The 21295-nt window shown below is 72.2% G+C and carries 16 protein-coding genes; 8 read left to right on the top strand and 8 right to left on the bottom strand.

Annotation, left to right across the window (positions count from 1 at the left end; all coding sequences use genetic code 11):
• Positions 1 to 230: 230 nt before the first annotated feature.
• On the bottom strand, positions 231 to 1730 hold the full coding sequence (locus ACFY0D_RS23805; RefSeq protein WP_390800074.1) for a hypothetical protein: 1500 nt from the start codon (positions 1728 to 1730) through the stop codon (positions 231 to 233).
• A 485-nt stretch (positions 1731 to 2215) separates the two neighbouring features.
• On the opposite strand from ACFY0D_RS23805, the gene ACFY0D_RS23800 reads away from it, so the two are divergent.
• Entirely contained in the window at positions 2216 to 3892 is a 1677-nt protein-coding gene (locus tag ACFY0D_RS23800; protein WP_390800073.1) for a serine/threonine-protein kinase, read from the top strand.
• Between the two features lie 690 nt (positions 3893 to 4582).
• On the opposite strand, the gene ACFY0D_RS23795 is transcribed toward ACFY0D_RS23800, so the two are convergent.
• Positions 4583 to 6163 carry an FAD-dependent monooxygenase gene (locus tag ACFY0D_RS23795; protein ID WP_390800072.1) on the bottom strand — a complete coding sequence of 527 codons (1581 nt, stop codon included), beginning with the start codon at positions 6161 to 6163 and terminating at the stop codon, positions 4583 to 4585.
• A gap of 56 nt (positions 6164 to 6219) precedes the next feature.
• On the opposite strand from ACFY0D_RS23795, the gene ACFY0D_RS23790 reads away from it, so the two are divergent.
• On the top strand, positions 6220 to 6924 hold the full coding sequence (locus ACFY0D_RS23790) for a TetR/AcrR family transcriptional regulator C-terminal domain-containing protein (RefSeq protein WP_390800071.1): 705 nt from the start codon (positions 6220 to 6222) through the stop codon (positions 6922 to 6924).
• A gap of 344 nt (positions 6925 to 7268) precedes the next feature.
• Here ACFY0D_RS23790 and ACFY0D_RS23785 read toward each other — a convergent pair whose 3' ends face one another.
• The 3 genes from ACFY0D_RS23785 to ACFY0D_RS23775 form a co-directional block, all read right to left on the bottom strand.
• Positions 7269 to 7859 carry a hypothetical protein gene (locus ACFY0D_RS23785; protein ID WP_390800070.1) on the bottom strand — a complete coding sequence of 197 codons (591 nt, stop codon included), beginning with the start codon at positions 7857 to 7859 and terminating at the stop codon, positions 7269 to 7271.
• Positions 7860 to 8122: 263 nt separating this feature from the next.
• A complete protein-coding gene (locus tag ACFY0D_RS23780; RefSeq protein ID WP_390800069.1) occupies positions 8123 to 8359 on the bottom strand; it encodes a hypothetical protein in 237 nt (78 codons plus the stop codon).
• Positions 8360 to 8583: 224 nt separating this feature from the next.
• A complete protein-coding gene (locus ACFY0D_RS23775) occupies positions 8584 to 9324 on the bottom strand; it encodes a DUF4328 domain-containing protein (protein WP_390800068.1) in 741 nt (246 codons plus the stop codon).
• Between the two features lie 822 nt (positions 9325 to 10146).
• On the opposite strand from ACFY0D_RS23775, the gene ACFY0D_RS23770 reads away from it, so the two are divergent.
• From ACFY0D_RS23770 to ACFY0D_RS23760, 3 genes are all read left to right on the top strand, one after another.
• Positions 10147 to 11706, top strand: coding sequence for a sigma-70 family RNA polymerase sigma factor (locus ACFY0D_RS23770; protein WP_390800067.1), 1560 nt, complete (start codon positions 10147 to 10149; stop codon positions 11704 to 11706).
• A gap of 320 nt (positions 11707 to 12026) precedes the next feature.
• Positions 12027 to 12293: a hypothetical protein gene (locus tag ACFY0D_RS23765; protein WP_390800066.1), complete on the top strand. Its 267-nt coding sequence runs from the start codon at positions 12027 to 12029 to the stop codon at positions 12291 to 12293.
• A 552-nt stretch (positions 12294 to 12845) separates the two neighbouring features.
• Positions 12846 to 13340 carry a DUF1772 domain-containing protein gene (locus ACFY0D_RS23760; protein WP_390800065.1) on the top strand — a complete coding sequence of 165 codons (495 nt, stop codon included), beginning with the start codon at positions 12846 to 12848 and terminating at the stop codon, positions 13338 to 13340.
• 237 nt (positions 13341 to 13577) lie between these two features.
• On the opposite strand, the gene gdhA is transcribed toward ACFY0D_RS23760, so the two are convergent.
• Both gdhA and ACFY0D_RS23750 read right to left on the bottom strand, forming a co-directional pair.
• Positions 13578 to 14981 carry an NADP-specific glutamate dehydrogenase gene (gdhA, locus tag ACFY0D_RS23755; protein ID WP_390800087.1) on the bottom strand — a complete coding sequence of 468 codons (1404 nt, stop codon included), beginning with the start codon at positions 14979 to 14981 and terminating at the stop codon, positions 13578 to 13580.
• Positions 14982 to 15162: 181 nt separating this feature from the next.
• Positions 15163 to 15294, bottom strand: coding sequence for a hypothetical protein (locus tag ACFY0D_RS23750; RefSeq protein WP_390800064.1), 132 nt, complete (start codon positions 15292 to 15294; stop codon positions 15163 to 15165).
• 324 nt (positions 15295 to 15618) lie between these two features.
• Between ACFY0D_RS23750 and ACFY0D_RS23745 the strand changes: the two genes are divergently transcribed.
• From ACFY0D_RS23745 to ACFY0D_RS23735, 3 genes are all read left to right on the top strand, one after another.
• A complete protein-coding gene (locus ACFY0D_RS23745; RefSeq protein ID WP_390800063.1) occupies positions 15619 to 18675 on the top strand; it encodes a LodA/GoxA family CTQ-dependent oxidase in 3057 nt (1018 codons plus the stop codon).
• Positions 18672 to 19817, top strand: a complete 1146-nt coding sequence (locus ACFY0D_RS23740) for a tryptophan 7-halogenase (protein ID WP_390800062.1) — start codon at positions 18672 to 18674, stop codon at positions 19815 to 19817. The genes ACFY0D_RS23745 and ACFY0D_RS23740 overlap by 4 nt, the downstream gene beginning before the upstream one ends.
• A 105-nt stretch (positions 19818 to 19922) precedes the next feature.
• On the top strand, positions 19923 to 20285 hold the full coding sequence (locus tag ACFY0D_RS23735) for a 2'-5' RNA ligase family protein (protein ID WP_390800061.1): 363 nt from the start codon (positions 19923 to 19925) through the stop codon (positions 20283 to 20285).
• Positions 20286 to 20328: 43 nt separating this feature from the next.
• On the opposite strand, the gene ACFY0D_RS23730 is transcribed toward ACFY0D_RS23735, so the two are convergent.
• Positions 20329 to 21171 carry a hypothetical protein gene (locus tag ACFY0D_RS23730; RefSeq protein ID WP_390800060.1) on the bottom strand — a complete coding sequence of 281 codons (843 nt, stop codon included), beginning with the start codon at positions 21169 to 21171 and terminating at the stop codon, positions 20329 to 20331.
• Between the last annotated feature and the right edge of the window lie 124 nt (positions 21172 to 21295).

Below are 21295 nucleotides of genomic sequence, written 5' to 3'. Positions count from 1 at the left end.
GAGGAAGGACTCATGCGAGCCCTGCACACCATCGGACTACGCCGCACCACCTGCGACCCCGACAAAACACCCTAACCCCCCACCCCCACCCCCACCAGAACAGGGCGGTGGCGGACCAGACACAGCAGGCAATCCGCACCACACACCCGCCATGCGTAGCACCCGCACGGCAAAGAGGCCTTTCGGGTGCAAAGCCCCCGAAAGGCCCCTCACATCCTGCGAGTGACGGCTCAGGCCGCCATACGACGACGGCCGGTGCCGGCCACCAGCGCCGCGCCCATGGCCAGCGCGACACCCGCGCCCCCGAGTGCCCAGCTGGTGGCCGCGTCGGCTCCGGTGGCCGCGAGCTCACCGCCCGCCTCGGTGGTAGTACCCGTGCCGTCGGCGGTGCCGGTGTCGCTGATCGGCGTGACGGTGCCCCCGTTCGGGCCGGGCCGGTTGCCGGTGTTCGTGTCCGGGGCGGCGGCCAGGATCTTCACCAGGACCGGGCGGCTGTCGCTCCGGATGTGCGAGCCGATCTCGAGGACCGTGCCGGAGGCGCGGAACTGCGCGTAGCCGAGCGGGGTGTCGGCGGTGAACCGGATCCGCAGCTTGACGTCGAAGACCTTGCCCGCGGGGATGGCGCCGCCGGCGAGGTGGTTGACGACGTAGGCGCCGTCGCTGTAGCCGAGTTCCGCGCGCTCCCAGCCGTTCCTGCCGTAGACCTCGACCTCCAGCTGCTCTCCTTCCATCGGAACCCAGTCGGGCCGGGCGAGGCTGAAGTACAGGTGGAAGTCGTCCAGGGCCGGCTTGCCGGAGTTGTCGACGTGAACGGTGAGGTCCTGCCAGGCCCCGCCCACCGCGATGCCGTTCGACAGGCCGCCGATGGTGAGCTCGGGGCCTTCGACCACGACCGGCTGGCCGCTGTCGGGCATCGCTCCCGTGATGCCGGTGTTGTACCAGGCCGAGGGGGAGGCGCTGATCTTGCCGCCGATACGGCTCGTGCCGTGGGAGGTGAGGTCGAAGGCGACGACCGGGGTGTCCGCGGCGAAACTGACCCGCACATCAATGCCGTAGACGGCGTCGACGGCCACGGAAGCGGTCGTGCCCAGCTTGTAGACGAGCCCTGGCCCGAACTGCGGGCCGTGAACCAGCTTCGCCGACTGCCAGGACACCGACCCGTCCCCGGCCGTGACCCGCTGCTCGACCCTGACCTGCGAGGCCTTGATCTTCCCGTCCCACTGCATCACGGAAATCTCAGGCGTGTAATTCGCAACGGCAATATGACCGGTGTTGTCGACCTGCACGGTCAGCGGGGTCCAACTGCCGTCCGCCTTGAACCCGCCCTTCGGGATCCCCCGCACACTGACCTCGGGCCCCATGAGCATCCCGGTGGGCGGCTCCTCGTCCGGATCCTCGGCCGCAGCACCCGCCGCGTCCTTCACCGGCACCTGAACAGCCGGGGCCACAGGCGTTCCGGCGGCCGGCACCTGCCCGGCCGCCGGCGGCGCCACCACGGGCGCCCCGGCCTGCGGCCCGGCCACAGCACCGGCGGTGGGCTCCTCCCCTTCCGCCTTCGTCTGCGGCGTCTGCGCCGCCGGCCCGGCGGCCGGCGCCGTGTCGCCCTTCGGCGCGGCATCCGGCACGGTCACCGCCGGCTGCTGCTGCTCCCCGGCCATCGCGGGCGTGGTCAGCAAAACCGGACCGACGACAGCCGCGGCCGCGACGGCCGCGATGCGTTTGATCTTCACTTCTGAACTCCCCCTCGTTTTGAACATGATCAGATTAGAGAGGCCGGAGGGGCGGGTGTCCGAAAATCGGATCACGGGTCGGACAAGACTTCCGGACGCCCCCGCTCCGAACCACCCACCCCCGAAACCGCCGGACGGCCGTCACGTCCGCCCCCGCCGCACCACCCGGACACCAGGCACCAGCCGCACCCCGGCCGACAGCACCCGGCGGTCCCGCCACGCCCCCGACAGCCGCCGCCACCCAACGCCCAGGCGCGCACGGCACAGCCTCAGGTGGCCGCGGGGGCGGGGGCGACCGAAGCGTCTGCGCGGACGGGGACGGGGACGGGACCGCGACGGCCGGGACCGGGTAGTGCGGCCGTGCCCCGGGGAGGCGGGCCGGGACAGGAGTCCGTCCTCCAAGGTCCATTAGGGTCCATCACGGCGGCCCGGCGCCCGGGCCGCGCGGCGCGGGCCGGCAACGGCCCCGGGGACAGGGGGAACTGATGGAGTCTTTGCGGCCCGGTGACCCGCGGGAGATCGGCGGGTACCGTCTGCTGGCACGGCTCGGGTCGGGGGGCATGGGCGAGGTGTTCCTGGCCCGGACGGCGTCCGGGCGGGCGCTGGCACTGAAGACGGTGCACCGTGAGCTGAGCCTGGACGCGGACTTCGCCCACCGCTTCGACCGCGAGATACGCACCAGCGACCGGGTACGCAGCCCGTGGACGGTGTCGGTGGTCGATTTCAGCGCACCGGGCGCGTCACCACAGTGGCTGGCGACCGAATACGTGCCCGCGCCGTCCCTGGGCGACTGGCTCCGCACGCGGGGACCGCTGGAGGCTCCGGCCGTCCGGAGTCTGGGGCAGCAGCTCTCGGCGGCACTGGTCGGCGTACGGGCGGCAGGGGTGGTCCACCGTGACATCAAACCGGCGAACGTACTGCTGGGCGCCGAACGGCCCTTCCTCATCGACTTCGGCATCGCCCGCACGGTCCGCGACCCCCGGCACACCCGCACCGGCACCGTCATCGGCACCCCCGGCTTCCTGTCGCCCGAACAGGCCACAGGCGAGGTGGCCGGAGCCGAGGCCGACGTGTTCTCCCTCGCCGCGGTACTCGTGTACGCGGCGACCGGCCGCAGTCCCTTCCTCGCCGACGGAGAGGAACTCGACCTGCCGGCTCTGCTCTACCGGATCGTGCACGACGAACCCCGCCTCGATGGTGTACCCCAACCGCTGCACGCCCTGGTGACGGAGTGCCTGGCCAAGGACCCGCAACAACGCCCCCGTGCCGAGGACATAGCAGCACGGCTGGCCGACGGCGGCCCGGAACAAGGCTGGGGGCCTGCCGCACCCCAGGCCCTGACGGCCGAGACCCGACGCCGGGAAACCGAACTCCACCACCTCCTCACCCACCCCCGACCCACTACCCCCAGCACCCCCGCAACTCCCGCAACTCCGAGGGCATATGGAACTCCTGGGGCAGTCGGCACTCCCCCCGCACCCGTGCCCGTACCGCCGTCGGCGGCGCCGTTGCCGGGGGTCCCAGCGGGTGCCGCGACTTCGCCTTACTCCCCCGCACCCCCAAGGCGCGGGCCGGGGCGGGCCGTCCTGCGCTCACGGAGCACCGGCACGGCCGCGGGTGCCGCCGCCGTCACCGCCGCGGCCGTCGCACTCGCCATATGGCTCCCCGGACACCGCGACAACAGCAACGGCGACAGCGACGGCGGCCGTGGGACCGCCTCCCCCGGCACCTCCTCGCCCGCACAGCCGGCCGGCCCGGCAGGCGCGCTGTCGGCCGCGTGGACCGGCACATGGACCGGTGTCGGACCCGGAACACCAGAGGCCGACGGCGTCTCCCGGGCGCGCACCGGCGAATTCTCCGTCACCGTCACACTCAACGGCGGAACCGTCGGCGAACTCGTGGGCCGACAGGTCAGCGACCTCAAAGAGGCAACCACCGGACAGAACCTCGGATGTACCGAAGCCCTCAGACTCCAGCAGATCCGCGAAAACAGCGCGGTGTTCGAGGCCGTGACCAGTCACCCCACCGACCGCACCGCGGTCCTCGAATGCCCCCGGGGCAACCTCTACATCCTGACCATGACAGAACCGAACCACCTCACACTCGAATCGGAGGGTGCGCAGTCGGCAGGAGCCCCCACCACACTGAACCGCCGGCCGTGACCACCGCGCCCCCGCCCCGGGGCCGGGGCAGGCGGGGGGGCGCGCAGCGGAAGGGGCGAGATCATGTGGGGAGGTCCGCGCGCACGCACCACATCCTGGTCCAAGAACCCTCATAGCCATGTCGGCGCTCTCCACCACTGGAATCGGCGTCTTGCCGCCGGGGTCGGAGTGGGCATCGCGGTGGAGGGTCCGGACTCGGATGCGCTCGCGGTCGTAGCCGTATGCCTGGGCACGGTCGCGTTCGTCCGGCGGATCGCGCGGTCGCGCATCGTGCTCGACGAGAAGGTGCTTGTCTGTGGTGAATCCCGTGTTCACCCATGACATTCCCTACCGATGTGTCGCCAGAGTGGCGGCGGACAGCGGTGGGAACCTGATCATCACCACCTCGCAGGCAACCGACATCGGCGCCTTCGGGTTCGCCCGGTCGCTCATCGATCACTTCGTCGGTTCCACCGACCGGACCGTGGCCCAGATCAAGGCCGGACTTGCAAGCAGACGGAACGGCGGTCAGGTCGGCGGGCGAGCCGTACGACGCGGTGGCCATCGCCGAGCAGTGCACGCTGGACCCCGTGCGCGACCTGGGCCGACCGTACTTCCCCGGCCTCACGAAGTGCGTGCGTGCTGTTCGAACTTCCACATCAGCGCGACGAAGCTCCGGCTGTGTAGGGCTCCTCCGTCAGGCGCCCCCGTTCAGGCGCTCGGCACCTGGACCGGCCTGGCCAGCACCTGGTCCAAGACCTCGGTGAAGAACCGCGCCGGATCCGTCACCGGATCCGTGGCGCGCATCGCGACGATCCCGTCCGGACGGACGAGCAGCGCCCCTTCGCCGGAGAGCCACGGGACCGCGACGCGATGGGCGGGGAGTCCGGCGTCCGCCGCGGCGGTGAGCCAGCGGTCGCCGGCGGCGCCTGTCAGCAGGGTCCACCGGGACGCCACCAGGTCGAGTGTGGAGACCCCGTCGATCCATGCGTGGGGCACCCGTGAACCCGGCGACCCGTCCAGCACCAGGTCCACCGTGGAGGGGAGTTCCGGCTGCGGATCGACAACGGCGGCCGAGTCGTACCTCTGGCCGAGGTGCACGACCGGCGCCGCCCACACCCCGGCCGCCGCCCTGGCGGCGTCGGCCTCGGGTCCGCGTCCCCAGTGCAGCTCCGGGTCGGCGAGCCTGCGCATCGCCTGGTCCAGCGTCGCCGCGGCGACCGGTTCACGTTCGTGCGCGTAGGTGTCGAGCAACCCGGCACCGGCCTCGCCGTGGTGGACGGCGGCCAGTTTCCACGCCAGGTTGTGCGCGTCGGCGATCCCGGTGTTGAGGCCGAACGCGCCCAGGGGCGACACGGTGTGCGCGGCGTCGCCCACGAGGAACACGCGGCCGACGGCGAAGCTTTCGGCCGCTGCGCTCCGGGGCCGCCACGAGAGCACGCTGCGCACCTCGACGTCGAGGTCGGGATCGCCGACCGCCAGCCGGACGAGCGCGGCGCAGCGCTCGTGCGTGAAGTCCTCGGGGCGTTCGCCGCCGTCGACGTCGCAGGGGACGTGGAAGACCCAGTTCGTCTCGCCGTCCACGGTGGCCAGCAGGCCGGGCGCCTCCGGCGTGGTGATCGTGCAGGTGGCGAAGGACATTCCTCGCAGGTGCGGTCGGAGGTCGGCGCGGAACAGGATGTTGATCATCGACTTGCCCAGGTCGCCCGGCCCGGAGGTGCCCACCCCGAGCGCGGTCCGCACGGTGCTGTAGGTGCCGTCGGCGGCGACTACGCGTGTGCACCGCAGCGAGTAGCGGCCGTCGGGGCCCTCCAGTTCGACGTCGACCCCGTCGGCGTCCTGCGCGATGCCGACCAGGCGGGTCGACCACCGCAGGTCTGCTCCGCGGCGTGCCAGGTCTGCTGCCACGACGGCGTCGAGCCGGTCCTGGGCGCAGACGCCGCGCAGTCTGAACGGCGTCACGTCCAGTTCGCCGGCGGACGGGGCCGGCATGGGCACGGTCACGACGTCGCCCGCGCCCATCTCGACGACGGTCCGCGCCACCGCCTTGCCCACGGCGCCCCGGAGGTCGACCGCGGCGGCGTCGACGGCGGCGTCGAGGCCGAGTTCGCGCAGGACCTCGACGCTGCGCGGTCCGATGCCGGTGGCACGTGGGTGCACCGACGGTCCGGACCGGCGCTCGACGAGTACCGCGGGTACGCCGTGGTGGGCGAGCAGCGCCGCGGTGAGCAGCCCGACGCTGCCGCCTCCGACCACAAGTACCGGGACTTCTGGATACATTGTCTCCATCATGGCTACACCGTAGCCAGAAGGTAGGATGCGGGTCAACGAGGAAAGGAACCTCCCCCATGACCGAACCCGTCCCCTCGTCGGTGTGGACCCGGCCGCGCCCCGAGCCGCGTCGACGTGCGCCTGGGGTGGACCAGTACGTGGCCGCCGCACTGGCCGTCGCGGACGCGGAGGGATTGGCGGCGGTTTCGATGCGGCGGGTCGCAGGGGATCTCGGTTCCGGGACCGCCTCGCTCTACCGCTACATCACCAACCGCGACGAGCTGGTGGATTTGATGGTCGACGCGGCACAGGGCGAGGATCCGCTGCCCGAGTCCACCGAGGACTGGCGTGCCGATCTGGGGACGGTCGCGCACGCGTTGCGTGCGACGCTGCTGCGGCATCCTTGGCTGGCGGGTGAACTGGCGGGCAGGCCCGCGCTCGGCCCCAACTCGTTGCGGCGGTCCGAGTCCGCGCTGCGCGCCGCCGTCGCGCTCACGCCCGACATCACCCTGGCCTCGCAGGCGCTCGGCGCCGTGCACGCGTACGTGCTGGGTTCGGTCGCCGCGCAGCAAGCCCTGCGACGCGCGGAGCAGCGCACGGGGCTCAGCGAGGAGGAGTGGCAGCGCAGCGTCGGCCCCTACATCAGCGAGGTCCTCGCGGCGGGCGAACACCCGATGCTCGCCCGCCGCGTCCTCGAAGCCGAGGAACCCGACCCCGACGTCGAGTTCAGGTTCGGCCTGGACTGCGTGCTCGACGGGCTCGCCGCCCGGCTGGGTCGCTGAGCGGTCCGTACGCGGAGCGGTTCACGGGCTGCGGCTGAAGGACGAGGCGTACGCGGTCTCGGCCAGGATTCCGGCCGAATCGGCGGCGCGGGTCGGTGCCGTGACCGGCGGCCCCGGCACCGGCCCCGGCACCGACGCCTGCGCCGACCCGGGAACGGGACCCGGCTGCCCGTGGCCTGATCCCGACGGGGTGCTCCCGACCCCGGGACCCGGACCGGGAGCGCCCCGCCCCCGGCCTCAGCCGTCGAGCAGTCCGTCACGCGGCGCGGGCGAGCCGGCCGGCAAGTCCCGGCGCTCAGTGAGGTGCGTGAGCGGCGCCAGGTCGTCCGGAGCGGCCGACGGCGTCACTGCCCGGACGATCCGAGGGCCTGATCGGCTGTCTCGAAGCGGTGCACTGTCGGCTTCAGCTCTTCGTAGAGGTGGCCGAAGTACTCCGTCTCCGCCGTTCCTGCGATGACCGCCAGGAGGAAGGCGAGGCACCCCATGTCATGGGGCTCCCACAGGGGTCCGCGCCCCTCGTTGTAGAGCACGGTCCACTCGTCGGGATGCTGTCCGGGCCGCACCAGCCAGTACAGGAACGCCCCCGTGCCCTCCTCGAACGCCCACGGCACGACCCTCGCCCCCGCCTCCAGCAGCCCGGCCGGCTTCGCCTCGAACTCCCACAGGCCGGTCAGGACCTCGTCCCGTTCCGCCGTCTGCGCGTGGAGGTCGCAGTCGTCGTAGGCGGAGTCGGGAACGAGCAGCCAGATCGTCTCGTCGAAGAGGCCGTCGCCGTACGTCGCGACGAGCTGCTTGTAGTCGGCAGGCAGAGCCGCGCCCAGAGCGCGCTCGGCCTGCGCCCAGTCCACTGCGGGCGGCGGATCTGCGGGCGGCGGGCAGAGGCGGACGAGGGCATCGAGGGCATCGAGGGCATCGAGGGCATCGAGGGCGATCATGGAACGGACGCTACGGGAGCGGCAGCCGGTGCCTGTGGGCGGGTCGGCGGGCCAGCGGGCCCGGCGAGACTCAGGGTACTGCGTCTGTCGGGTCGTCGATGAGCGCGTAACGGTGCACAGCGAGAGGGGCGGCTTGCGCACCGCGTCTAAGTTCTCCACCGTCCGGCGGTGCCGGCAGCGGGCAGCATGACGGACCTGGCCATCCTCCAGCAGCGCCATCCTGCATGTCCGCAGCGCCGCGGACGCCGTGCGCGGGGCGGGACTTACACGATCAAGCCGATCACGGCGGTGACGAGGTTCGCGATCGGTGCGCCGGCGTCACCGACGCAGTCGGCCGTCTTCCGGAGGGAATCGCCGAAGACCTGGAGCACGTTCCGGCGCGGTGTGCCGGACAGCGCCTCGTCCTGGAAGGCGGTGAGGTCCCTGCTCCCTTGCTCGGCCTCCGCGGCGGGCAGCTTGCTCGCCGTCAGTGCGACGGCTTCCGTGAGCTGCTTCGGCAAAGCCTCGGCTTCGTGGGGCAGGTGCGAGCTGTCCAGGCTGTTAAAGCTGCTCGTCAGGACGTTGCCGCCGCCGATGACACCATGGATGTCCTCCGCCTGCGCGGGTGTGGAACTCGTTCACGGTCCCGCCTCTCCCTGCCACCACGATCCGGTTCGCGTCCGCGGTCCGGGTCCGGCGGGTGGACACGGACAGCGCGCGCCTCCACGTCAGCGTCCTGGCTTCGCTACACCGCTGCGACGACGGGCCCCTGCGCGGCCCTGGCGTGCTGCATGGCCGTCAGTCTGCGGACGAAGAGCACCGCGAGGACAGCCGCGGCAACGTCGAGGACGTCACCGACCAGCATGGTCGTGGCCGCGTCACGCACGGCGCCGGGACTCTGGGCACGGCTGTAGGACATGCCCCCGAACCACCCCAGGAGCCGGGACAGGACGAAGGCGCCCCACCAGAGGTTCACCAGGGTCAACGGGAACCGGCGGTAGCCTCCGTCGGCTCCGGAGGGGGTGCTCGACCCCCAGGTCGTGACAGCGATCCGGTAGGGCAGCCAGAGGTTCGCGAGCGGTACGAACCAGGCGCCGATCGCCCAGCCGCGCGCGAGCTTGTCCGCGCCGGGGGCGAAGCCTTCGGCGTTCGTGCGCACCCGGTGGAACCAGACGATGAAGACGATGCCCGTCACGATCACGGCGTTGCCCTGGATCGTGCCGACCAGGCCGGTCAGCCTCTCACCGCGGGCCAGATCGGCGTCGCTGACCGCGGTGGGATCCGCCAGGAGTCTTTCCATGAGCGAGCGGGTGTTCCAGTCGGCGTACACGGCCCAGACGGTGATTCCGATGACCAGCGCGAACAGCGCGGCCAGCGCGATGGCCAGGCCCACGGGCGCGCGCAGCCGTACGCCCTTCACATCGGCCGCGGCGTACGGGGACGGGGCCGGGACTGGTGCCGGCGGACCGACCGGAGCTGCGGACATGCTGAAGACCCCCACGGGTACAGGACACGAAAAGGCGCACCGGACAGGGCGGGCCAAGCAGAACCTACGTCAGCGGGTCCGTCCGCGTCACGCTCGTTTCCCCAGGTCAGGGCGAACGGCAAGGCTGGCGGCCTGCACCGGCCGCGCAGCGGCCGCCGCCGGACGCGCGCTCCCGGGTCCGAGGGGGCCGACGGCGGCCCGGACTCCCGGGACGCGATCGCCATGCGCAGGCCCGCAGACTCCTCGTCAGACGACGAGGCGGTGCCGCGCAGGCCGTCGGCGTCCCGTCGGGGTCCTCCTGCGGATGCACTCCCTGCCGGAACCGGCCGGCGCCCGTCCGACGTCACCAAGGCCGCCATCGCAGCCCTTGTCTGACGGACGCCCAGGACGCGCGGCCACGGCGCGGTCCCGTCCCCGTGCAGGGTCGGGGCCGCGCCGTGGCCGGGCAGCGCAGGCACAGCACGCAGGTGGCCGGCCAGGCCGACGGGCGACCGCGTCGACCGCGTCGACCGCCACCACGTCGTCGAGACTTCGACACCGACGGCCGGGAGCGGAAGCGGGCCTTCCTCCGCAACGGTTCCACCGGGGAGGGCGGCGACGCCGGCGGCGCCTCCTGTCCTGCCTGCCATTTGCTTGCGGCTCTGCAAGGGTGCACACTTGCGCGAATTCCGATCGGGCGCAGCGTCGCACCCTCAAGACGAACGTGCCCGGAACCGACGCCCGGGTCATCAGAAAGCCACACGGGAGCACGTGTTGAGTACACCAGGTACCGCCCGTCAGCAGCATCTTCGAAGCCTCAGCGACGGGGAACTCTGTGCCCTGTTGCGCGGGCACGTCTCGGAGTCGGACGCGGCGGTCAGCGACGTGATGGATGAGGTGTTCGCCCGTCACCATTCCTCGGTGCTCGCCTACGCCCGTACGTGCTGCCGAGACCTGTCCACCGCCCAGGACCTCGCCGCCGAGGCCTTCGCCCGTACCTACCGCGCCATCGCCTGGGGTGCCGGACCGGAGTACGCCTGGCGGCCGTACCTGTTGACCTGCGTGCGCCGTCTGGCGGCAACATGGGCGCGGGACGCCGCCCGTACGCGGCTGTCCGACGATTTCGAGGAATGGGCCGCCCAGCTCTCGGACGGCCAGGACACCGAGGACGCCGTCTTCTCGGCGGAAGAGGGATCGCTGGTCCTGCGTGCCTACCGGACGCTGCCGGAGCGCTGGCAGGCCGTGCTGTGGCACTCCGTCGTCGAACACGAGCCGGCGGCCGAGACCGCAGCACGCCTCGGGATATCGGCGGGCGGCATCGGCTCGCTGGTCTCGCGTGCCCGGGAGGGCTTGCGGGAGGCGTACTTGCGCGCTCACCTGGACCAGAGCGCGAGTGACGAGTGCAAGCACTACGGTGGGCAGATCGCCGCCAGGCTGCGCCGACCGGGCAAGCGCCTCACCCGGGACCTGGGCCGCCACCTTCAGGGGTGCGACGACTGTGCGCGCGCCGAGCGCGACCTGCGCGATGTCAACGGCCGTCTGGGCGTGCTGCTGCTGGGTGGAATCCTGCTGTGGAACCCCGCCTCCTTCCTGTCGGCCCTGGGTGGAGGCGGCGCGCAGCTCGCCTCGGCCACACTGAACGGGACGCAGCTCGCCGGAGCCAAGGCCGGCCCCGTGAAATGGGCCGCTGCGGCAGCCCTGGCGGGAACGGCGGCCACCGTGGTCGTCCTGCTGCCGGCCGACTCCGGGAGCGACAGGCCCGGGCAGGCCGCAGCTCCTGCCAGAACGTCCGCGGCCCTGGCAGGCCCGCTCCCGGAAACCGCACCGATCGTGGCCATCGGTCCGGCGGCTTTCGCCACCGCCCCCGCCACACCGCTCCCTTCCGCCTCCGCGTCCGCCTCGGCCTCTGCCTCCGCTGTGCCGCCTTCCGCGTCACCCTCGACGGATCGCACGGGCCCCGCCCTGGTCAACGTGGCTTCGGGGCTGTGCGTCGGCCTTGGCGGCGACGGTTCCGCCGGCCCGTTGCAGCTCGAGAAGTGCACCGGCAAGGCCAGCCAGGGATGGCAGCGGCTGCCGGCCCGTCAGAACACGTACCAGCTCCGCAACGCGGAGACCGGCACCTGCCTCGACGGAACCACTGGCGGCGGGAATCTCGTCGCGGTCACCCTTCGCCCCTGCCGGACCGGCGCGGACCGCGCAACGCAACTCTGGCGGTTCGAGCCGGACGCACGGCACGGCGCGTTCCGCGTCTGGTTCGTGCCGAAGGTTCCGCACACCGACTACTGCGACCATCTGCTGGGCCCGCGGAACTGGCCGAAGGCCGACCCGCCGCGTCCGGGATCGGAGATGGTGCACCTGCCCAACTACTACAACTCGGTCAACCTGCTCTTCACGCTGAGGTGATCGCCCCGGCGGACAGGGGCGGCTCGCCCGACGGGGCGGCCGTCCCGGCGGCGGCACACCGGCCGGGCTCCTCCCCTGCGGCCAAGCCCGATCCCGGCCTCGGTCCGTACCGCCGTGTCGGCGGCTTCTTCGGTGAGCAGGCCGGTGCGCAGGGCCTGAAGGCGGTCTCCGGCCACGGTGACGGCGTTTCAGGCGGAGTGTGACAGTTGGTAAGGCGCCACTAAGGATCACCACTGAGCTGCGGCCAGCTCGGTGATACTCGCATGGCGTTCTGCCAGGCGGGCGCAAGCTACTCGCGTCCGACAGACGACACTGGACCCATGAGCGAGCACCGCTTCACCCGCGACGACACCAGCGCCGGCATCGCCCCCGCCGCTGTCCGCCCACCCCACTACCGGCACAAACTCCGATACGAAAAGCCGGCGGTGGCGGCCCGGACCAGTCCCGAGGGGCACACCCTGCGCGCTCTGTCCGACCTCACGGTGGTGACCTGTGCCTGCGGCCTCACCACCCCAGCGCTCCCGAACGACGACGCGCGACTCGCCTACGAGGCACACCGCAACGAGATCCGTGACGAGCTCGCCTGACCACCGGCTCGGCAGCCGATCGCGTCGCGGACCGGTCGGCTCCGCTCCGGCCGCGTGATGCGACGGCCGACACCGCTGCGGTCCACGACCCCAAGGGCGGTCGGCCACTGAGAGCAGACTCCATGGGAAGGCGACTGCGCAAACACGCGACCGGCCGCGCCCCAGGTTGACCCGCCGGGCGGCGTGGCGTGCCCCCGGCGGCCGCTGCCCATCATCGAGGGGACCGTCATCCACCCGGTGTGGAGCACCCGTTCCGCCTGTCCAACCGCCCTCCCAGGAACAACAACGGGAAAACGCGACCCCGCCGCACCACAGGGCCACACAGACCACTTCACCCTTATGATCAACGGAACCCCGCCGCCACACAGCACAGCAACAGCCACCAGGCCCGGCGCAGACCACCCGCCAGGCCCGGGAGAGCCCCCGGAGACCACCGGCACGGCACGGCACGACCTGCCGGCTCCCGGCCCCGCACCACTGGCACCACTGGCACCACCCCTGGCACGACCCGGCACGGCACAGCACCTACCGGAACACCAGAGAGGAACCCACGTGGAAACTGCACGAACCGTAACGCTGGTCGCCGCGACCATCGCCGCCGGACTCATCAGCGGCCTCTTCTACGCCTTCACCGTCGCCGTGATGCCCGGCCTCGCCCGCAGCACCGACAGAACCACCGTGGAAACCATGCAGAACATCAACAAAGCCATCCTCAACGGGTGGTTCATACTCGCCTACCTCGGCGCACCCCTCCTGATCACGACCACCCTGATCCTCCACGCCACCGACCCTGACACCCGAGACACCATCCCCCCGCTCGCCGCCGCGCTCGTCACCTGCCTCGCCGCCATGGTCGTCACCGCCCGCATCAACATCCCGCTCAACAACGCCCTGGAGCAGGCCGGACCCCCCGAACACCACACCGACCCCGCCATCCACACCACCCGCACCGCCTACGAAACCCCCTGGAACAAGGCGAACACCTGGCGCACGATCCTCACCACCCTCACCCTCGCCCTCCTCGCCTACACCCTCACCCTCCACTGACCCCCACCGCACACAAACACCAGCAGCCTGAAGCACCGGGAAGCTGCCTGGCCTCGACCCACAGGCGCTCGAACTCCTCCGCGGATACCCCGGCCGCCTGCGGCTGGTCCTGCCAGCCGTCGAGGACAGCCTCGGCCAGGACGCCCCCCGGACGATCCTCCCGGGTGAGCCGGCCAGGCCCTGCATCACTGCGCGGCAGGCCCGCCCGGCTCACCCCAGCGTGGAATGATCGTCGGATCAGATGACGCCCTGGGCCAGCATCGCGTCCGCGACCCGCTCGAAGCCGGCGATGTTCGCACCCGTGACGTAGTCGCCCGGGGCGCCGTACCGCTCCGCGGTCTCGTGCGCGACGGCGTGGATCGAGCGCATGATGGCGGCGAGCTCGTCCTCCACCCGCTGCGCGCTCCAGGCCACCCGGCCGGCGTTCTGGCTCATCTCAAGGGCGCTGACCGCGACGCCGCCCGCGTTGGCGGCCTTGCCGGGCCCGAACGCGACCCCCGCCTCCTGCAGGATCCGTACGGCCTCGGGAGTGGTCGGCATGTTGGCGCCCTCGGAGACCGCCTTGACCCCGCCCGCGACGAGCGTACGGGCGTCCTGGGCATCCAGTTCGTTCTGCGTGGCGGAAGGGAAGGCGACGTCCGCCGGCACCTCCCAGACCCGCCCACCCGGCACGTACCGCGCCGAGGATCCGCGCCGCGCCGCGTAGTCGCTCACGCGCCCGCGCTCGACCTCCTTGACCTGCTTGAGCAGTGCGAGATCGATGCCCTTGTCGTCGACCACGTAGCCGCGGGAGTCCGAGCAGGTCAGCGGATTCGCGCCGAGCTGCTGGAGCTTCTCGATCGTGTACAGCGCGACGTTGCCGGAGCCGGAGACGACCGCTGTCAGTCCGTCCAGCGATTCGCCCCGGACCTTCAGCATCTCGGCGGCGAACAGCACACTGCCGTAGCCGGTCGCCTGCGGCCGGATCGCGGAGCCTCCCCAGCCCTGCCCCTTGCCGGTCAGGACGCCGGCCTCCCAGCGGTTGGTGATGCGCCGGTACTGGCCGAAGAGGTAGCCGATCTCGCGGCCGCCGACCCCGATGTCCCCGGCGGGCACGTCGGTGTGCTCTCCGATGTGCCGGTGCAGTTCGGTCATGAAGGACTGGCAGAACCGCATGACCTCGGCGTCCGACCGGCCGTGCGGGTCGAAGTCGCTGCCCCCCTTGCCGCCGCCGATCCCGAGGCCGGTCAGGGCGTTCTTGAAGATCTGCTCGAAGCCGAGGAACTTCACCACACCGATGTCCACCGACGGGTGGAAGCGCAAACCCCCCTTGTACGGGCCGAGCGCGCTGTTGAATTCGACGCGGTAACCGCGGTTGACATGGACCCGGCCCCGGTCGTCCTGCCACGGGACACGGAAGACGATCTGCCGCTCGGGCTCGGTGAGCCGCTCCACCAGGGCCATGGCCGGGTCGGCGTACTCGGGCCGGGCGGTGAAGACGGGGGCCAGGGTCTCAAGGACCTCCCGTACCGCCTGGTGGAACTCCGGCTGTGCGGGATTGCGGCGCTCGATCTCTGCCCGCAGTGCTTCCAGCCTGTCCTTCGAGTCCTTCACGTGTGTCCCTCCAGGGAGTGCGCGGTGCGCCGACGACGGCAGGTCCATGGTGTCCGCGGGTCCGCGCATACCGGTTGATTTCGGGTGCGGCGCGCTCCGAAGATTCGCTTTCGGAAAAGTTTTTCCGGAGCACACCCCTCTTGCGGAGGCTACCGCGCACGGTGCTGCTCTGGGGAAGGCTTCTGCCCTGCGGACAAAAACGCCTGCGTCATCGGGCCCCGGCGGACGGTCAGGCCGCGGTTGCGCAGTCGTTCCCGAGCCGTCGGGCGAATGCCCGGGCGGCGAGCACGTCGGCCACGGCTTCCGCCACGCGACGGGTGTTGCCGTGGGATACCGACGTGCATACGAGCAGAGTCTTCATCAGTGTTCCTTTCGGCTGTCGTCCCGTAGCGGAGACCGCACGCACACGCCGGATGTGACAACGCCGTCGCGCGTGGCGGTCAGGTGAAGTCGAGGGTCCGGTCGGATCACCGCGCGTGCGCCGCTCCCGGCCGGGCTGCCGGCCGTGGTGGCGTACGGCCCGTGCACGTTCGCTGCCCGATGCGCGTCACGGGGCCGCCGCGTCGAGACGCCCCGACTGCGCAAGTTATCCCATATCTGACGTTTCGTGGGGCAGGCTGGTTCCCGCCAGGAGCATCAGCACGCGGTCGGCCTCGGCCGGCCTTCGACCGGCAGGAGCAGAGCCATGGCGGAGAGCCCCGAGGTGTCCGACAGCCCCACGCAGCCACCCCCGCGCGACTGCGTCAACGAGCCGATCGCCGGGATCATGGCCGAGTTCGTCGGCGAGCGGATGGGAGACCGCGTCGCCCAGGGGCAGGATCCCCTCCTTCGCCCGGTCTTCGTCAAGTTCCACGGAGCGGCCCGCGGCGTGCTGACGGTCGCCCCGGATCTGCCGCCCGAGTTCCGCATCGGTTTCCTCCGGGCCGCGGCGGAACAGGGCGGCCTGACCGCCTGGGTGCGCATCTCCAGCGACACCCAGCCGGAGCGGCCGGACCTGCGCAGGACCGTCGGGTGCGGCATCAAGCTGTTCGGCGTGCCGGGGCCGAAGCTGCTTGCGGACGACACCCGGGCCGACACGCAGGATCTCGTACTCCAGAACCACGACGTCTTCTTCGTCGACACCGCCCGGGACATGTGCGAGTTCCAGCTGGACCAGGCGGCGTACCAGCAGCAGCATCCCCTCACCCGGCAGATCCTGGCGGACATGCGCAAGCCCGTCGAGAGCACGCTCACGTCGACGTACTGGGGCGTGCTGCCGTACTCCTTCGGGCCGGACCGGCACGTGAAGTACAAGCTCGTCCCGGCCGGCTGCGCGGACGGGGACCCCCTGGCGGCCCCGCCGGACGAGGACCCCTCCTTCCTGCGCGGGGACCTGCGACACCGGCTGTCCGCCGGCCCGGCCGTCTTCGACCTGCTGCTCCAGTTCCGGACCGACCCGGACCGCATGCCGCTGGACCGGGCCACCGTGCGCTGGGAGGAGGCCGAGAGCGCGCCCGTGAAGGTGGCGCGGCTGACCCTGCATCAGCAGGACACGACCGCACGGGGGCAGGAGCAGTACGGGGACAACCTCGCCTTCAACCCCTGGCACAGTCTCTCCGAGCACCAGCCCGTCGGCAGCATCGCCGAGGCCCGCAAGGTCGTCTACCACGCGTCGGCGGCGCGGCGGCGCGATGCCAACGGCATTCCGGCGGCGGAGCCCGGTCCCGCGCGGCCGGCGGCCGCCGAACCGCACGGCCGCGACACCCGGATCGTACGGGCCGCCGTGCACCCGGCGATCGGGGTGGCCCGCGTCGGCGACAGCGCGGAGGAGTTCTTCCTCGCCCCGGAGGCCGACGGTGCTCCCCCGCCGGCCACCGGTACGTACAAGGACGCGACGGGCGCGCTCAAGCGGCAGGCCGTCCGGTTCCGGGTGTACGGCTACAACGCCGCCGGTGAGGCGGTGGCCGAGCTGACGGCGGACAACGCCGACCTGCGGTGGACCGTGGAGGTGGCCAACAAGAAGGCCGCCTGGTACCAGTTCCAGCTGGCCCTGGACATCCCCGAGGCGGAACAGGCACCGGCGACCACGCTGCGCAACGTCACCACGGTGCCCGGCGGGGAACGCCACCGGCTGGCCATCACCCCCGGGCCCCGCTCGATCCGGGGCCGCGAACGCGCGGGGAAGCCGGAGTACGCGTTCGACTCGGGCACGTTCCTTGGGAATCCCGTCTACCTGGGCGAGCTGCGCACCGATGGCGCGGGCCGCCTGCTCTTCCTCGGCGGGCGCGGGGTGTCCGCCTCGTACCCCGCCGCCCAGGCGACACACTTCGCCAACAACGACGGCTGGCACGACGACACCTGCGACGGCCCGGTCACCGCGCAGGTCCGCATCGACGGCAGGAGCATCCCGGTCGATCCGGCCTGGGTGGTGGTCGCTCCCCCGAATTTCGCACCGGAGCTGAAGTCCGTGCGCACGATGTACGACCTGATGCGCGACACCTTCGTGGCCGCGGGCATGCTGGCGCCTCCGGTGCGGGTCTCGTTCACCCACGACGTGCTGCCGGTGCTGCGCCGGCTGTGCGATCTGCAGTGGGTCAACCGTGGCATCGCGGCCCTGTTCGGTCACGGTGGGCGTGAGCACTTCCTGGCTCCCGAGCGGCTGGCGGAGCTGGCCGGCCACGGCACCCGGCGCGACGAACTGCGCCGGCAGATCTGGGCGATGATGCGCGATCCCGACCGCGACGGGCTCTCCCCCGTACCCTGGCCGCCGATCTACGGCGACTCGATGAGCGTGCGGCCGGTCTCCGCGCGGCAGCACCTGGCTCTCTCCCCGTTGCAGTACGACATGCTGGCCCGCTGGGCCGCCGGGGACTTCGACGCCGACTACGATCCCCAGGCCACGGCGCCCACGGCGCTCGACGGCCTGCCGCTCGCGCAGCGCCCGGCGGCCCTCGACCGGGCCGCCCTGTCGTACTGCGTGGCCGACGCCTTCCACCCCGGCTGCGAGCTCACCTGGCCGATGCGTCACGCCACCTTGTACTCCGCGCCCTTCCGCGTGCGCCACCGCGACCCCGCCCGGCCCGAAACCGGTTACGGCTCCACGCTCACCCCGCAGGCGGCGCTCGCCGTCGACGGGCCGGTGTACGGCCAGGAGCCGGGCGGTCTGACCCGCTGGATGGCCGTGCCCTGGCAGACCGACACCGCCCGCTGCCGCTCCGGGTACTACCTGGGCTTCGGGCCGCGCTACGACCCGTACCTGCCCACCTTCTGGCCGGCGCGGGTGCCCAACCACGTGTTGACGGAGGAGAACTACCGGACCGCCGTCGACCCCGCCGCCGACCCCGAGGACCGTCGCAGCGCCTTCGAGGACAGGGCGGTGTGGGACAGATGGCTGCCCTCCGACCGCATCGCCCAGATGAACGCCATGGTCAAGGACTTCGGCAAGCTCGGCATCGTCGCACGGCGGGAGGGCCCTGCCGCCGACACCGGTCACGGCTCCGGAACCGGTGACGACCCCGGCTCCGCCTCGGGCGACGTGGTGAGTCTCCCCGCAACGATGCTGGTGGAGTCCGAGGTGAGCTTCCATCCCGAACAGGCTCCGCCCCCGCTGCGGAACCTGGTGTGTCTGCACGTGCCCGAGGCCGCCGATCCCGCGGTGCGGGAGGAAGCGGTGGCCGCCGCCATCGCCGCGGCCGGCCGGCCCGACGAGGAGGTGCTGGCGGGGTACTTCGAGAAGGTCGCCCGCTTCCCGGAGACGCCGTGACCGCCCGGACCGGCCCGGTTCCCCTCGCCGGGCGTTTCGAGGCCGTCGTGGCCGGCGGCGGCCCGGCCGGGGCCGTCGCCGCTCTGGTCCTGGCCCGGGCCGGCCGACGCGTCCTGCTGGTGGACGGGGGCCTGCCGGGCGCGCCCTCCGCCGCCTTCACGATCGGGGAGACCCTGCCGCCCGCGGCCCGGCCACTCCTCGACGACCTGGGGCTCTGGGCCGACTTCACCGCCGACGCGCACCTGAGCTGCCCGGGCACCTACGCGTCCTGGGGATCGGCCCGGCTGCACGGCCACAGCCATCTGCTCGACCCGCACGGCCACGGCTGGCACCTCGACCGCGACCGGTTCGACGCCTTCCTGCGCGAGGCCGCGGTGGCCGCGGGCGCGCTGATCCGGCGGGCCGTCGTGATCGGCCACCGCGGCACGGCCGGGGAGCAGCACCTGCTGGTGCGGGAGCCGGGCGGCGCCGTACGGGAGTTGTGCTCGGGCTGGGTCGTGGACGCGACCGGCCGCCGCGCCCTCATCGGCCGCCGCCTGGCCCGGCGCCGCCGGCAGGACCGGCTCGTGGCCGCGTACACGCTGCTCGGCGGGCACGGGGTGGGCGGCCACGCCGGGGACCTGGAGTTGCGTACCCTCGTCGAGGCGGTGCCCGAGGGCTGGTGGTACACCGCCAGGGTCCCCGCCGGGCGGGTGGTCGCCCATCTCACCGACGCCGACCTCGCCGCGGCCCGGCTGCGCACGGCGGACGGATTCCGGTACGCGGCGTCGCGCACCCGGCACGTACGGGAGCGCCTGAGGGGCTACGGCCCGGCCGACTCCCCCGCGCCGCGCTGGACGGCCGCCCACGGACTGCGGCTGTCCCCGCCGGCCGGCCGCGGGTGGGTCGCCGCCGGGGACGCCGCGATCGCCTTCGACCCCCTGTCCTCCCAGGGCATCCTCACGGCCCTGCACACCGGAGCCCACGCCGGCCGGGCCGTCGACCGGTCTCTGGCCGGCGACACGGGCGCCCTCGCGTCCTACGCCTCGTTCCTGGACGGCGTCGCGGACGCCTACCACCACCATCACGCCCGGTCCTACGCCGAGGAGCAGCGGTGGCCGGATCACCCGTTCTGGCGCCGCCGGAACGGGTGGCCGGACTGACCGGGCGCTGCGGCCGGTTCCGGTGGCGGCCTCGGCGCCTTCACGCTGCGTGCTGGTGAACAATGGGCAGGGCCGTCCGCGGCGGAGGTGACACCATGCGGTGTCATGGCAGACGACAGCACCAGTGCGTTTCAGGCGGGCCGGACGGGGCTCATCGTCCGGATCCCGGAGGCGGAGCCGTCCGTCCGCAGGTGGCGTGAGCGGCTCGACCCCTCAGCCCGGGCCGGGGTTCCGGCTCACGTCGCCGTGCTCTTCCCGTTCCTCGACGAGAGCCGGATGGATGAGCTCGTCCACTCCGCTCTCACGGACGTGCTGGGCGGCCATCGGGCCTTCGGCCTGCGGTTCGAGCGTTGTGGGCGGCTCCCGGAGGTGCTGCATCTCGTCCCCGAGCCGGACACACCGCTGCGGCGGCTGACCGCGGCGATCGCCGATCGTCGGCCTGAGGCTCCTCTCCAGGGTCGCCGCTGACAGGCGATCGATCCCTGCGCCCGACCGGCACGGCCACAACCGCCTACGGGCGCTCGAAGAGCTGCAACACCCCGCCGAACGAGAAGCACAGCGCACCGGTCAGCGTCGCCCAGTTGGCGATGTCGACGTTGACGAGGCTTCCGGTGGCGGGGCGGGTGAAGGCCGCCAGCGCCGAGACCATGAAGAGGATCGAACCGAACTGGTTTACCGCCACGACCCACCACCCGAGGCTGCGGGAGCGGATGCACGGCCAGGGCCGATGGCAGATCTCGGCGAACGCGAGATGCCCCGAGACGAGGAAGAGCACGCACCCGATCACGTCAGGAGTCCAGATCAGCCGGTTGACCTGCCGGACGGTGAGGCCTTCCAGGAAGGAGTCCAGCAGATTGACACCGAACACGAGTGTTCCGGTGAACAGGACGAACGTGCTCAGCCAGTCCAGCCGCATCGGCTCGTACCCCCACCACCGCCAGCCGGCCGTGACCAGGAAACCGCCGCCCTCGGCGTGCCGGGGCGCGTTCAGCACCTGTAGGACCGAGACATAGCCCCCGGTGTTGAAGAACAGACCCCCGACGAGGTACACCCACGCGCTGACGAGCGGATCGCCCGAACCGAACTGCGAGACGGCGGCGCCGGCGGCGAACAGCGCCCCTCCGACGAGGAACGCACCGGAAGCGACGACGTTGAGCCTGCGCAGACGGCGCAATGCCCCGGGATCGGCGGTCGAGACCCGGCCGGCCGTGTCCCCCGGGCCCCGGACCGACAGCGTGCCGCGCTTGCGCGCCGCCCGCGAGTCCCAGACCACGGTCTCCCCTTCGGAACGCCGCCAGGTACGCCGGGTGATGAACGGTCCTGCACCTTCGACGCTCTCCAGAGGCTGTCCCACGAGCCGAGACTAGTGCCGAGTGCGACACCCGACCGTCAGCGAAACGGACCCGCCGCCCACGACCCGCCCCGGCGGGAGGGAGCCGCGTCGCCGTGACCCGGGTGGTGGAATCCCGGGTGCCGGA

This window comes from Streptomyces sp. NPDC001502 (assembly GCF_042894785.1).
GTDB classification, from domain to species: Bacteria; Actinomycetota; Actinomycetes; order Streptomycetales; family Streptomycetaceae; genus Streptomyces; species Streptomyces kutzneri.
Note: the sequence above shows the minus strand (reverse complement) of the source record. Positions and strands in the feature narration are given on the sequence as shown.

Excerpts from the sequence above, each read along its gene's own strand:
- ACFY0D_RS23750 (WP_390800064.1), bottom strand. The coding sequence starts at position 15,294 with ATGAAGACTCTGCTCGTATGCACGTCGGTATCCCACGGCAACACCCGT.
- ACFY0D_RS23745 (WP_390800063.1), top strand. The coding sequence starts at position 15,619 with ATGGCGGAGAGCCCCGAGGTGTCCGACAGCCCCACGCAGCCACCCCCG.
- ACFY0D_RS23785 (WP_390800070.1), bottom strand. The coding sequence starts at position 7,859 with ATGATCGCCCTCGATGCCCTCGATGCCCTCGATGCCCTCGATGCCCTC.
- ACFY0D_RS23790 (WP_390800071.1), top strand. The coding sequence starts at position 6,220 with ATGACCGAACCCGTCCCCTCGTCGGTGTGGACCCGGCCGCGCCCCGAG.
- gdhA (WP_390800087.1), bottom strand. The coding sequence starts at position 14,981 with ATGGACCTGCCGTCGTCGGCGCACCGCGCACTCCCTGGAGGGACACAC.
- ACFY0D_RS23735 (WP_390800061.1), top strand. The coding sequence starts at position 19,923 with ATGGCAGACGACAGCACCAGTGCGTTTCAGGCGGGCCGGACGGGGCTC.
- ACFY0D_RS23800 (WP_390800073.1), top strand. The coding sequence starts at position 2,216 with ATGGAGTCTTTGCGGCCCGGTGACCCGCGGGAGATCGGCGGGTACCGT.
- ACFY0D_RS23775 (WP_390800068.1), bottom strand. The coding sequence starts at position 9,324 with ATGTCCGCAGCTCCGGTCGGTCCGCCGGCACCAGTCCCGGCCCCGTCC.
- ACFY0D_RS23795 (WP_390800072.1), bottom strand. The coding sequence starts at position 6,163 with ATGATGGAGACAATGTATCCAGAAGTCCCGGTACTTGTGGTCGGAGGC.
- ACFY0D_RS23765 (WP_390800066.1), top strand. The coding sequence starts at position 12,027 with ATGAGCGAGCACCGCTTCACCCGCGACGACACCAGCGCCGGCATCGCC.